The organism is Holosporales bacterium (assembly GCA_031263535.1).
In the GTDB taxonomy this organism is placed as follows: Bacteria; Pseudomonadota; Alphaproteobacteria; order UBA3830; family JAIRWN01; genus JAIRWN01.
Genome location: JAISFO010000026.1, coordinates 1 through 12,355, shown reverse-complemented (window position 1 = coordinate 12,355; position 12,355 = coordinate 1). Strand labels below are relative to the sequence as shown.

Annotated in this window: 9 protein-coding genes, 1 tRNA gene and 1 pseudogene; 3 read left to right on the top strand and 8 right to left on the bottom strand. The window is 44.4% G+C overall.

Going from position 1 to position 12,355, the window contains the following annotated elements; all coding sequences use genetic code 11:
- Nucleotides 1-66: 66 nt before the first annotated feature.
- The 3 genes from LBL30_03035 to rpmH form a co-directional block, all read right to left on the bottom strand.
- Nucleotides 67-933 (bottom strand): hypothetical protein, encoded by an 867-nt coding sequence (locus LBL30_03035; GenBank protein ID MDR1032067.1) that lies wholly within the window; start codon nucleotides 931-933, stop codon nucleotides 67-69.
- Complete coding sequence (locus LBL30_03030) at nucleotides 930-1,541, bottom strand: thioredoxin domain-containing protein (protein ID MDR1032066.1); 612 nt, start codon at nucleotides 1,539-1,541, stop codon at nucleotides 930-932. Before LBL30_03030 ends, LBL30_03035 begins: the two co-directional genes overlap by 4 nt.
- An 84-nt stretch (nucleotides 1,542-1,625) precedes the next feature.
- A complete protein-coding gene (rpmH, locus tag LBL30_03025; GenBank protein MDR1032065.1) occupies nucleotides 1,626-1,763 on the bottom strand; it encodes a 50S ribosomal protein L34 in 138 nt (45 codons plus the stop codon).
- A gap of 187 nt (nucleotides 1,764-1,950) precedes the next feature.
- Between rpmH and LBL30_03020 the strand changes: the two genes are divergently transcribed.
- Entirely contained in the window at nucleotides 1,951-4,365 is a 2,415-nt protein-coding gene (locus tag LBL30_03020) for a PBP1A family penicillin-binding protein (GenBank protein ID MDR1032064.1), read from the top strand.
- Nucleotides 4,366-4,399: 34 nt separating this feature from the next.
- On the opposite strand, the gene LBL30_03015 is transcribed toward LBL30_03020, so the two are convergent.
- Nucleotides 4,400-5,155: an NAD kinase gene (locus LBL30_03015; GenBank protein ID MDR1032063.1), complete on the bottom strand. Its 756-nt coding sequence runs from the start codon at nucleotides 5,153-5,155 to the stop codon at nucleotides 4,400-4,402.
- 39 nt (nucleotides 5,156-5,194) lie between these two features.
- Nucleotides 5,195-8,668 (bottom strand): DNA polymerase III subunit alpha, encoded by a 3,474-nt coding sequence (gene dnaE / locus LBL30_03010; protein ID MDR1032062.1) that lies wholly within the window; start codon nucleotides 8,666-8,668, stop codon nucleotides 5,195-5,197.
- Nucleotides 8,669-8,785: 117 nt separating this feature from the next.
- On the opposite strand from dnaE, the gene LBL30_03005 reads away from it, so the two are divergent.
- Together LBL30_03005 and LBL30_03000 are read left to right on the top strand one after the other, a co-directional pair.
- Nucleotides 8,786-9,238: an NUDIX domain-containing protein gene (locus LBL30_03005; protein ID MDR1032061.1), complete on the top strand. Its 453-nt coding sequence runs from the start codon at nucleotides 8,786-8,788 to the stop codon at nucleotides 9,236-9,238.
- 592 nt (nucleotides 9,239-9,830) lie between these two features.
- Nucleotides 9,831-9,907 (top strand) — tRNA-Met (locus tag LBL30_03000).
- Between the two features lie 155 nt (nucleotides 9,908-10,062).
- On the opposite strand, the gene LBL30_02995 is transcribed toward LBL30_03000, so the two are convergent.
- The 3 genes and pseudogenes from LBL30_02995 to LBL30_02985 all read right to left on the bottom strand — a co-directional run bounded on the left by LBL30_02995 (nucleotide 10,063) and on the right by LBL30_02985 (nucleotide 12,270).
- Complete coding sequence (locus tag LBL30_02995) at nucleotides 10,063-10,200, bottom strand: hypothetical protein (GenBank protein MDR1032060.1); 138 nt, start codon at nucleotides 10,198-10,200, stop codon at nucleotides 10,063-10,065.
- A gap of 347 nt (nucleotides 10,201-10,547) precedes the next feature.
- A complete protein-coding gene (locus LBL30_02990) occupies nucleotides 10,548-11,033 on the bottom strand; it encodes a hypothetical protein (GenBank protein MDR1032059.1) in 486 nt (161 codons plus the stop codon).
- Nucleotides 11,034-11,465: 432 nt separating this feature from the next.
- A pseudogene (locus tag LBL30_02985) lies at nucleotides 11,466-12,270 on the bottom strand (DUF927 domain-containing protein).
- Between the last annotated feature and the right edge of the window lie 85 nt (nucleotides 12,271-12,355).

Sequence of the window (12,355 nt, the reverse complement as noted above, 5' to 3'; positions counted from 1 at the left end):
TAATAAAATTTAAGCAGCTATATCATTTGGCGCATTATTTTGCAAATAGTTTTTTTAATTTATTTGTCAAAGCAAGTTCAAATCATCCTGAAGCCAGCGACTTATGATGCTGTTAAAACCATGCTTGTTGAAAAAGCTATATGCTACATCGGGCACAATTTGGCGGCGAACAAGGTTTTCAATCGGCGTCTCAATAATAAGATCTGTCCTTAACGTAGACAGTTTTTTTGAAATATAAGCGTCCTCTTTGTATTTGACGAGCCTTTCCCTAACCTTAATCGGTGTAATTTGGTCAGGGTTGGCAAATATACTATCCAGTGACCCAAATTGTTGCAACAACATGGCTGCGGTTTTGGGCCCAACTCCGGCTATCCCAGGGATATTATCACTGGCATCGCCAACCAATGCTTGAAAATCAATCATCTGATGCGGGTATATTCCGTATTTTTCGAAAACACTTTCGCTGGACAAAAATTTAGACTTCATTGGATCGTAAATTTCGACATTGTCGCCCATCACCTGAATTAAATCTTTGTCAGACGACACGATTTCTGTCAGTAAACCGGACTCTTTAGCTTTGGCGGTATAGGAAGCAATTAAATCATCGGCTTCTACTCCATTTTCTTCCATATGTGGGATGCCCAGGACGTCGCATACCGTCCTAACCATTGGGAACTGGGGGATAAGATCTTCTGGCACATCGCCTCTGTTGGCTTTGTATTCAGCGTATATTTCATGCCTGAAAGTTTTTCGGCCAGCGTCAAAAACAACGGCAATATAGTCATGCTTATGAGCGTTTGCGATCGACAGCGTCATATTGCAAAAGCCATACACAGCGCCAACTGGCGTTTGGTCGTATTTGCTGATCAGTTTCGGCAGAGCGTAAAACGCCCGATATATAAAACCAGAGCCGTCAATAAGTATAAGCTTCATAAATCTATCGAACGCAATTTCTGCCTTATTATGTCGTCTAGCTTATCTTTAGGTATAGCACCTTTTATCACAGTGTTGCCTAGCACGATTATAGGCGTGTCTGGATCAGGGATTAAAGACATTACTTCATCAAAGTTTGATTTAAGCTCTTGTATAACAGCAATGCTGTTAACAGCCTGCTTTGCTAGACTCAGGTTCAAGCCTGCGCGAGCCGCCGGAGTCCAGCAATTTGGCATCGCTTTGGGCTTTCCTTCCATATCTTTAAAGTACTGTTCGGCGCTTGCTTTAAAGGCCCAATATTTCCCCTGGGAATGGGCCGCCAGCGCCATAGCAGAGCAATCCAGCGACAGCCTGCCATGCACAGGAAGCTCTTTATATACAATTCTAATTTTCTTATATTTTTTAGCCATAACACTCAGGTCGCGCAAGACTCCATAACACTTTGGACAAAGACAGTCGGTGTAAACGACAATGGTAAGCTTTGGATTGTCTGAGCCGTATGAAGGGATAAAAGGCCCGCGAACTTTAATGACTTTTTTGTCAGGGACTGTTGGAGTTTTCCTTGAGCTTAAGGCGTAATCGGGGGGAAAGCCCTGACATAAAACCAAACAGGCAGCAAGTGCCGCTGATTTGATTTTAAGCTTTTGTTGTGGATTTCGCGCGATGTGAATATTTATGCCCGATAGGTCAGATTAGGCGGATAATTTAATCCGACCCTTAGCGCGACGATCACGAAGCACTCTTCTGCCGCCAACAGTCTGCATTCTAGAGCGAAAGCCATGGCGACGCTTGCGGACAAGCTTACTTGGCTGATAGGTCCTTTTACTCATAAACGCCTCAACACGTTGCTGTTAAGGGCGATGCTACACTATGTTGCCAACCGTGTCCAGAGCCAAAACAAACTCCCTGCATGTAATATATCGTTGACGCACTCGCTACATCAGCAACCCGAAATGGTTGAATCTGAAACTTTATGATAAAATAGCCCTCGTTTATTCTCGTGCGGCTTTCATGTCTTTGCGTAAATTTTTTTGGTCAATTACTGTAGCTTGCGTAACGCTTATAACACTGTCAATTTGCGCGGCTGTAGGGCTGTTGTTTTCCGTTAGGCACTACAGCGCGGCGATTCCTAATTACTCGCTTATAGACCACTATACGCCCCCGCTGGTAAGTCGGGTTTACTCTGTTGACGGGAAGCTTTTATCAGAATATTTCATGGAAAAGCGGGTTTTTGTGCCAATCGACACTGTGCCGCAAAAGTTAATCGATGCTTTCCTTGCGGCTGAGGATAAGACCTTCTATCAACATAAAGGGTTGGATTTTCTTGGGATCATAAGGGCGGCAATTATCAATTTGGGTAATATTGGTACAGGAAAACGTTTGGTTGGCGCTTCGACAATAACACAACAAGTGGCCAAAAACATGATGACCGGTAATCGGGTCTCTTGGATCAGAAAAATCAAAGAGGCCCTTTTGGCCATAGTTATCGACGCCTCTATCCCTAAGGACAAGATACTGGAGCTCTATCTTAACCAGATATACCTGGGCGTTGGGGCCGATGGTACTGCTGCTTATGGTGTTGCGGTTGCTGCTCAATCTTATTTTGACAAAGCTTTGGATGAATTGACACTTGGCGAGTGTGCATATCTGGCAGGCCTAGCGAAGGGCGCCGCCAATTACAGCATAAAAAAGCACTACGCGCGGGCAATAGAGCGTCGTGACTGGGTAATCGACCGGATGCTTATGAATAAATTTATATCCCAGCAGGAAGCTGACGCTGCCCGACAGGAACCGCTAAGCCTTACCCCAATTGAAGAGCGCCAGCTGTTCAAAGCAGACTATTTTACCGAGGAAATACGGCGGTTTTTAGTCAGTAAATTTGGCACAGACAATGTCTATAAAGCCGGATACAGCGTACATGCAACTTTGGATCCGGAACTTCAAAGCCTGGCTGAGCAATGCCTTTGTGACGGTATTTTAGAGTTTGATCGCAAATACGGCTGGCGCGGCCCAATAGCCAACATAAATTTGTCCAAATACGCGGATGAACTTAAAAAAATCGCACGAACGCTGCCTAAGTTGGGCAACGGCTGGACGATTGCATGTGTGACGGCGCTTTACAAAGATAATGCTGAGATTAAGCTGATAAACGGCGCTGTTGGCAAAATACCACTGGCGGAGCTTAAGTGGGCCAGAAAAAGCCTGGGTAAAAGCCTGCTTGGGCCGCAAGTTAAGCTGCCATCGGATGTTTTGAAAATTTGCGATGTTGTATGGGTCGAAGCAATCAAAAACGGCAGCTTTGCCCTAAGGCAATTACCCAAGGCTCAGGGCGCTATTATCGTAATGAATCCGCTTAATGGCCGAGTGTTGGCTATGCATGGAGGATACAGCTATGCCGTCAGCGAGTATAACCGCGTAACCCAGGCGGTAAGGCAACCTGGCTCTATAATCAAACCGTTCATATATTTGACGGCTATGGACTGTGGGTTTGAGCCTATCTCTATAGTCCGAGATGAACCTCTGTCGATTGAGCTCGGCCCAGGTCAAGAAGCTTGGACGCCACACAACGTTACCAACAAATTTTACGGAGATGTAACGCTCAGAAGCGCGCTTGAGCGCTCTATCAACAATGCTACAGTCGCGCTGTCTCAGGAAGTTGGGTTAGAGGCCATTGCCAGAACCCTGCAGAAACTTGACATCCTTCAAAGCCCTAACATTTATCCGGCAACGGTTTTGGGGGCTGGCGAGACTACGCTTATGAAGCTAGCGCGTGCCTACTGTATCCTTGCCAATGGCGGCAGAAGCGTTGCTCCTGTGCTTATCGACCAGGTACAAGATAAAAACGGCCGCGTGATATTTAAGGGTGACAGAAGGATATGTGAAGGGGTCATGCACATTGGCCCGATGTCAGACGCGCCTCCAGAGATAACGGACGACACCGAACAGATGTTTGATGCGATAAGCGTCTATCAAATTACCCATATTCTAGAAGGAACGTCCAGGCGTGGCAGCGCAATAAGGGCCAGGCATTTTGATTTTCCGTTTGCATGTAAAACTGGGACTACCAGCAATAGCGACGACACTTGGGTTTTTGGCTATACCCCGAACCTGGTCGTCGGCATATGCATATTTTTCGACCAACCAGAGTGTTTAGGTGAGAAAGTCCTTGGGGCCAACTTACCTTTGCCAATCTTGATTAAGTTTTTTGAAAATATAGGATCTTATTACAAAACAGCGCCTTTCCGCGTACCCAAAGGCGTTAAGTTTCAAAGGGTGGATCTGGACACCGGCCTGCCCAGCAGTGACGAAAAACACTCAATCTACGAAGCCTTACGCGAAGAGCCTTTGGATAGAACGAGAATTCATATTATTGGCACCAACGGCAGCACTCCCTCACCATCTGTAGACACTATCAGCAAAGCCCTTGAGTGAGATAGCGGTAAGCGAAGAATGAATTGCCATTATCCTAAGACAAAAATTGCTCGCTGAGGACCCGGTCCTCTAGTTTGTGGTTGCTGTCAAACAGTAAAGTCGCCGACCTGTCAGGATCCTGCTTCACCGAAACCGTATATATATCCCTAAACTCAATATGGTCGGCAACTACGCTGACTGGGCGCTTTGGGGCCTCTAGCACTTCTATTTCAATTACTTCAGAGTTTTTAAGCAGGGCTCCCTTCCATCTGCGAGGGCGAAACGTGCTTATAGGGGTTAACGCCAACAAATCCGAGCCGATGGGAATTATCGGGCCATGGGCAGAGAGGTTATAGGCCGTGCTGCCTGCCGGGGTGCTGATTATTATGCCGTCACTGATTACTTCGTCTAAACGAGTAATACCGGATATTTTTATTTTAAGCTTAGCGGCTTGGCGCGTCTGCCGAAAAAGATATACCTCGTTGAAAGCAAAAGCACAGTGCCGTTGGCCTTTTGCGTCTGTTCCCTCCATAAAAAGCGGATGCAATATGCTGGGCACAGATGCAGAAATCCTGGCCGGAAGGTCATCAAGTTCTTTTGTGTTAGTCAGAAAGCCGACAGTTCCGTGGTTTACTCCGTATATAGGCACGTTGCAGGAGATATTCTCGTGTATTGTCCTAAGAATAAAACCGTCTCCGCCCAAGGCGACAATGACGTCAGCCTCGGCTGCGTCACAGTTACCATAGCTTTTTGACAGCGACTTTATAGCTTGGGCTGCACGATCGCCGTCCCCAGAAAAGTGTATACGCATAAAGGTGCTTTGGTCACAACAAGCTTTAACAGGCCCCTTCTATACTGCCGCAACGAATTTATCAAGCGCAAGAAGAATTTCTGCGGTTAGGCCGTATTTGCCCAAGACCGCCTCTGCTTGATAGTCGCCGATATCTATACAAACTGTTATTTCCGCCCCAGTTTCTTCAGGGGTAAACTGCGCAAGCGTTTTTTGAAGTTGTTTAAGCTCTTCCTTCGACCTGCAGATAAGATGCAATGAGTCGATTTTTCGCGTTACAACGTCTTCTATCGCTTCTATGCTTTTAGCGCCTAAACGCAAATCCTCTTCCTGCATTTTACCATATACAGATGTCCTGAGCATTTTACCAATTTCAAGCAGGCCACGGCTTTCGGCCAGAAGTTCAGAAAATACTACAACGTCAAATGTACTTTGCAGATCGGACATTGTCACAAACGCCAGCTTCTTGCCGTTATTGGACGTTTTGGTTCTTACATCAAGAACAACACCCGCCACATAGCAATGCTCGCCAGGATTGCTTTTGAAAAAGTCTTTAAGCTCGGACGAGCCGTGTATAAACAATTTGTCCAGATATTGTTTATAGCTTTCCAAAGGATGCGAAGACATGTAAAAGCCAAAGGCCTTAAGCTCATAGCTTAACTGCTCAAGGCTGGACCACCTGGGGCTTTCGGCGAAAAAATCCTTGTCGTATTTGACTTCGCGCTTAGTCTCAAAAAGGTTCTCTTGAGGCGAATTTTGCATTTCTTGTTGCTTTTGGCCTATCGCCAGGGCTTTTTCTACATTTTCGAACAATGTCCTTCTGTTTGGATTGATGCTGTCAAAACAGCCGGCGCTTACAAGTCCATCGAAATGCTTTTTGTTAGATACTTTGGAGTCAAATTGACTTGCTAAATCTACTAGTCCCACAAAAGGTCGACCAAGCTCTTCCCGCTTGTTGGCAATGGTCGTCATTGCGGCCCCACCTTGGCCTTTTATGGCCGAAAGGGCGTACCTGATGGCAAGTTTGCCTTCTAAAGGCTCGACCGAAAACTCTGACTCTGACTTATTTATATCGGGCGGCAGCAGGGGAATTCCCATATTCTGAAGCTCTTGCTTATAGGCGCAAAGCTTTTCCGTATTGCCCATATCAAGATTCATTAAAGCGGCCATAAACTCGACCGGGCAGTTGGCCTTAAGGTAAGCGGTCTGATACGACAGCAGCGCATAAGGCGTTGCATGGCATTTGTTAAATCCATATCCAGCGAATTTGCTTATTTGGTCGAATAATTGGTTGGCCAGCTCAGGCTCGACGTTATTTTTTTCGGCCGCACCTTCCACGAACCTTTTGCGCTGAGCGTCCATTTCCTCCTTAATCTTCTTGCCCATCGCCCTTCTAAGTAGGTCAGCCTGCCCAAGCGTATAACCGCTTAGGACCTGGGCTATTTGTATGACCTGCTCTTGATAGACCATTACTCCATAAGTTTCTTTAAGTATTGGCTCAATAATCGGGTGGGCATAGACGACCTTCTCTTTGCCGTGCTTACACGCTATGTACCTTGGGATGTCGTCCATCGGGCCAGGTCGATACAATGCCACCAAAGCAATCAGATCTTCAAAGCGATCTGGGCGCATATTCTTGATAACATCTTTCATCCCGCCGCTTTCGACTTGGAACACGCCCAATGTCTCAAGCCTGTCGAAAAGATTGAACGTCTTTTTATCGTCTAGAGGGATTTCCTCGATTACCATATCGATCCCTCTCTTTTTAAGCAGGTCGATCGTTTGCTGAATGACCGTAAGTGTCTTCAGCCCAAGAAAGTCAAACTTTATAAGGCCAGTTTGCTCAACATACTTCATGTTAAACTGGGTAACGGGGATATCGGATTTAGGGTCGCGGTAAAGCGCTACGGTCTCTTCCAGCGGGTCTCGCCCTATCACCACCCCGGCCGCATGGGTTGAAGCGTGCCTATACAAGCCTTCCAGCTGAATCGATATATCGACAAGCTGTTTAATATTGGGGTCGTCCTCGATATATTTTCGCAAGGCTGGCTCTATCTTAATCGCTTGCTCAATCGTCATGTTAAGCGTGGGATTATTGGGCACCAGCTTACATATCTTGTCTACATACATATATGGCAGCTGCAGAACGCGGCCCACATCGCGCAGCACAGCCCTAGCTTGCAACTTACCAAATGTGATTATCTGGGCAACCCTGTCGTACCCGTATTTCTCCCTGACGTATTCTATGACCTTGTCGCGGTGCTTTTGACAAAAGTCAATGTCGAGGTCCGGCATAGAGACGCGCTCCGGATTAAGAAATCGCTCAAACAGCAGCGAAAATTTTATAGGATCAACATTGGTAATAGTAAGCGCCCAAGCGACAACCGAGCCAGCCCCAGACCCTCTGCCAGGGCCGACCGGGATATTTTTTGACTTGGCCCATTGCACGAAATCAGCAACTATCAGGAGGTATCCGCAAAATCCCATTTGGATCAGGACTTTTATTTCGTATTCCATTCGGTCGTGGTATTTCTTGGCAAAATCTTCGAACTCTGCGTCGGTAATACCATAAAGTCTTTTGGCCGAAACCAAGCGTTTCTCTAGGCCTTCTAGGGACTTACGCCGCAATTCGCTTTCCTCCGTCTGCCCCTCGGATACCGGGCAAGTCGGCAGAACTGGCTTCTTTTTTTCGATAACAAAAGCGCAGCGCTGTGCAACTGTTGCCGTATTGTTGATCGCCTCTGGCAGGTCGTCGAACAGGCTTCGCATCTCGTCGTCCGACTTAAAATAATACTCTGGGGATGAGGTTGCTCGTTGTGACTCAGCTAAAGTAACGCCTTGTCCAATGCATAAAAGCACATCGTGCGCTTCATAGGTTTTTGGAGAAGCAAAAAACACGTTGTTGGTTGCAATCAAGGGCAGCTTTTTATCAAAGGCCAAATTTACTAAATCGTCTTCGATCTGTTGCTCTATGGGGTCATTATGCCGGGATATTTCTATATACAGGCGGTCGCGGAACAGCTCGCTTAATATATCGGCACATGATAAGGCTATGTCTTTTTTGCCAGAAGCAAACATTTGCCCTATTTCCCCATATTTACCGCCGCTTAGTGCAATCAGCCCATCTGTGCGGTTTTGAAGCTGCTTTAGCGTAAGTTCCGGCTCATTTGGATTTGGCGACTGCAAGTAATATTCACTTGCCAGTTTTATCAAGTTTTTATAGCCAGCTTCGCTTTGGACCAGCAGGATCAGCTGATATTGGTTGTGTTTTCCACCGGCAGACGTTGGCATAAATTGGTCTTTCCCCATTAATGACCGCATATTTAAAGCGCAGCCAATGATCGGCTGGATGCCACTTTTTGCACATTCGATTGAAAATTCCAGCGCGCCGAACAGATTGCCAAAATCGGTCAAAGCAACCGCTGGCATGCGACTTTCAACACATAGCTCAACAAGGTCGTGTACCTTAAGCGCCCCTTGCGACAGCGAATATGCAGAATGCGTACGCAGGTGTATGAAAGGAAGTTTGCTCATATGGCTAGCGTGTGTATCTTAATGTTTACTAAACCTTATATTTGATGGTAAAACAACCCCGTAATTGCTGGCGTTAAGCGTCTTTATCTGGGGCAGCTCATTCAAAAAAAACTGCATATGCCTGAAGAAAAGCGGGCAAGGTTACAATCCCGCATTGCCGTTTATCTGTTGTTGAGGAAGGGCGATGAAGTTCTTCTCTCGCTCCGGCAAAACACTGGATACCGAGACGGAAGCTGGAGCATGGTGGCCGGACACGCTGAAGAAGGCGAAGGCATAATTGACGCCCTTATTCGCGAAGCAAAAGAAGAGGCGAATATCGATATAAAACGCGATGACCTGGAAGTTGCTCACGTCATGTATTTTTATGGCGATCGTCCTTATGTGTATTTTTTTATTATCTGTAAAAAATATTCCGGAGAAATTCGTAATATAGAGCCTCACAAATGCGGAGGCCTGAAATTTTTCAAAGAAAACAACTTGCCGCCAAACACTGTAGAAGCGGTAAAAGCAGCAATTGAAAATATCAAAAACGGAAAACTTTTTAGCGAAGTTGTTTTATCCCACGGCTGAATGAATCAATATCCAGATCTCAAAAGTAAGAAAAAGAGCGCGATTTTGTATATATAGCTTTAAGCCTTCGCGATTTTTTTGTGCAGCCGTACCGCTGATACTCAGCAAATCTTTAGGACTTGTTTTAGCGTTTTTTGGCTTTGGAACCACAGATTATCTTAAATAACTTTAGCCCCTCATTTATAAGAATCGTTTTGTTTTATAAATGTGAGGCGAGAAAAGCTCCCACTTCAAGAACCTTTAGACGCTCATCATTTTTCGTGCCTTAATTTAATCAGCCGCATTCGCACAGCCACACAAGTCTTGCGACATAGGGTTAACGATCATATAAACGGACTGATACAGCAATGTCTGCTAAAAACTCTAAAAGCCCAAAAGGAAAAAATCCGAAAAGAATAAATTAATAATTGTCCGAAAAAAGTGCTAGGATACCGCCCTGTTTGAGATTTTTTTCTTATGATGTTTTTGCAGCCAAAGTTCGTGCAATTGTTGCATTTCTTACTTGAACGGGCGGTTTTCTGTGTTGTAGAACTACGACAATGTTAAGTATATATTGCATTTTCAGAAAAGGATTTTCATCAAGATTTTCACTGGCGGAGTAGCTCAGTTGGTTAGAGCAGCGGAATCATAATCCGCGTGTCGGGGGTTCAATTCCCTCCTCCGCTACCAAGATATTTACTGACTTTATGGGTAGTTTTATTTTTTAAGATTGTTTAGATATTTATAATTTGTACAACTGGTGTACAACTTTTGTGATTAGGTGACGGAAGCTTTTATGGGATTGTGATTATATTGTTTAGCATTGATTAATGCTATGCTCTCTATCAGAGAGCTGTTCGCATCAAAGTAATGATTGGAGTATAAGTCGTCATAGAACAAATATCTATCCCTCCTTTCACTTTCTCTAAGCGAGCATTCTCGACCTTGAGCTCTCCATCCACTATCTCCAATGTCCTCTTCATAACAGCCTCTCTAATAAAACCAATCACACCCTATCAGTCAAATTATACTGACTTACTTTTGACTACTTTTTTCCATTACCATTTATTCCTAAAAACATAAATTTTAGAGTATGCCGTTTTTGATGTTTTTTTTCTGTCTTACTGTCTCATCTCCTCTAAAATGGTTGTACAATGCGGATTTTGCAGAGACAAGTTCGTAAAAAAACCTTTGTCTTGAGACAGATCTTCTGTCTCTGCAACAATGCTGTTTTGGCATTTTGTTTCAGCATTTTCCCCATCCTAGGGCCAAAAAACAAACACTGAGGAAGTAAGACAGTTTTTTGTGTAAAAAACAGAACATTTCATTTTTAGTTAGTATCATTCTTTGTAGAGTTTTGTTCAACAGCCTCATGGTTGACAGGAAGAATAACATATCTGTTTTGCATGCCATCAATTCTGACACGTGCATTTGCTCCATCTTTTTCTTGCAGCATCCCTTTTTTATGTAGTGCATTACGTACTGACTTTACGCTGTAGTATTTGCAAATTTCGTCTCGGAAGACTTTGGGGATGACATAGTAGACAGTTTGTTCTTTACAGACATTTACATATCCCAAGGAGTTTTGTATCACTGACTGCCCTGGGTATACTGCCAATTTCCCATCATCTGTATTTTTAGTGATCTTTTTAAATCTGTCTTGATACTGTATTAAGTAATCCCTCACATGCTGAACTATTTCTTCCCCCTCAACGTTCTTCTTCCCTCCTCGGCCGCTTAACCAACGAGCAAAGTTAAAGCTTATCGATTCTTCAATCTCGAATGTTTCAGGCAGCACCTTAAGCCTAATAGCCATAGTCCCAGCCACTTTGAGTACAGCAAATGACTCTGCTACTCTAAGCACTTGGCTATCGGCATCCGCTAATTTAAACTTCGAAACCAACCCATCTAACGCTACTTTATAGAGTTTGTATAAACTATCTGCAAACCCCGGCGTCTCGGATATTAACGCAACCAGCCTACTCATAAACTCATAAGCGACTACGCTAGGATACTTAGCAGCAACATCTTTAAGATGATTGGCAAACTTAGCAGCTTGCTCTCTACGTTTGGACGAATCCGTAGGCTCAAAATCATGTAAAGTGTTAAATATCCCAATCTCATCAGATATGAGCGTATCTATCTCGATAAACCTTACCTCCATGCCACCTTTAACTTTATCACCAGTCTCATTTAGCGTGTCCTCTAGCCCACTCTCACCACTACTTAAAATATTTAAACGCCAAGACTTGATCTCTTTGAGCTCTGAATCTTTGCTGAATCTTCCCTTACTCCTTCCGTTAGAGATCATGTAAATCACTGGGCCAAACTTCTTGACAGCCAACTGGCTAAGTTCATCAAGAGCCAAAAAGCCATCATTGTGGAGCGTAAGAATCCCTTCAAGGGCATTGTCAGTAAAGCGCCACTGCATTAAAAACTGCTTAAGGTGTCCCCAAATAGAAGCAGCTATTTGAAGTGCAGTCGTCTTACCTTTAGAGGTCTCCCCCGCTAAATGAAAAATGGTTGATCCTATATTCGGAAAAAACTTCAATAATGGACCACTCAATGCAATCAACACAGCAAGTGTAAGGATATGATTGCCAGCACAGTATTTACCTACATTCTCCTGCCACCTTTTCAGGGTACCTTTTTGGTCATACCCCCAGTCTTGAGTACTTTCTGCTAACTCATACACTTCTTGAGCATTAGGAATGCACAGCCACAAATGATTGACATATGTACTGATGCTCCTTGATCCAACCAGGCTTTTTAATCTGTCGAATCCTCTTTGGCGACTTCGCTTCCTGCAAGTAAGCTAATATATTCTTTTTGGAGCTAGTAGAAAAATCTAAGCCTTTGTCTGCTAGGATTTTTAAAGGTTCTTTATTGTCCAAAAGAATCGAGAAACGTATATTAACAATCTGATTGTGATTATCAGAATCCTTGAACTCTACTCGTTTGGTCCACTCATCACTTTCGGGTGTTCTACTCAATGCGATAACTCTTATATAGCTTGGGCTGACGAGACTTTCTTTACCGTTTTCGTCAGCTATCCATAAAGAGCCGTCCTCCTTATAGTAATACCCATCACAGTTGGGATTGCCCCACTTGTTAAACGCTCCTTCGCATGTCTCAACG

Bases quoted from the DNA above. Each gene is read 5' to 3' on its own strand.
- LBL30_03015 (MDR1032063.1), bottom strand. From the start codon at position 5,155: ATGCGTATACACTTTTCTGGGGACGGCGATCGTGCAGCCCAAGCTATA.
- LBL30_03035 (MDR1032067.1), bottom strand. From the start codon at position 933: ATGAAGCTTATACTTATTGACGGCTCTGGTTTTATATATCGGGCGTTT.
- rpmH (MDR1032065.1), bottom strand. From the start codon at position 1,763: ATGAGTAAAAGGACCTATCAGCCAAGTAAGCTTGTCCGCAAGCGTCGC.
- LBL30_02995 (MDR1032060.1), bottom strand. From the start codon at position 10,200: ATGAAGAGGACATTGGAGATAGTGGATGGAGAGCTCAAGGTCGAGAAT.
- LBL30_02990 (MDR1032059.1), bottom strand. From the start codon at position 11,033: ATGGCTATTAGGCTTAAGGTGCTGCCTGAAACATTCGAGATTGAAGAA.
- LBL30_03005 (MDR1032061.1), top strand. From the start codon at position 8,786: ATGCCTGAAGAAAAGCGGGCAAGGTTACAATCCCGCATTGCCGTTTAT.
- dnaE (MDR1032062.1), bottom strand. From the start codon at position 8,668: ATGAGCAAACTTCCTTTCATACACCTGCGTACGCATTCTGCATATTCG.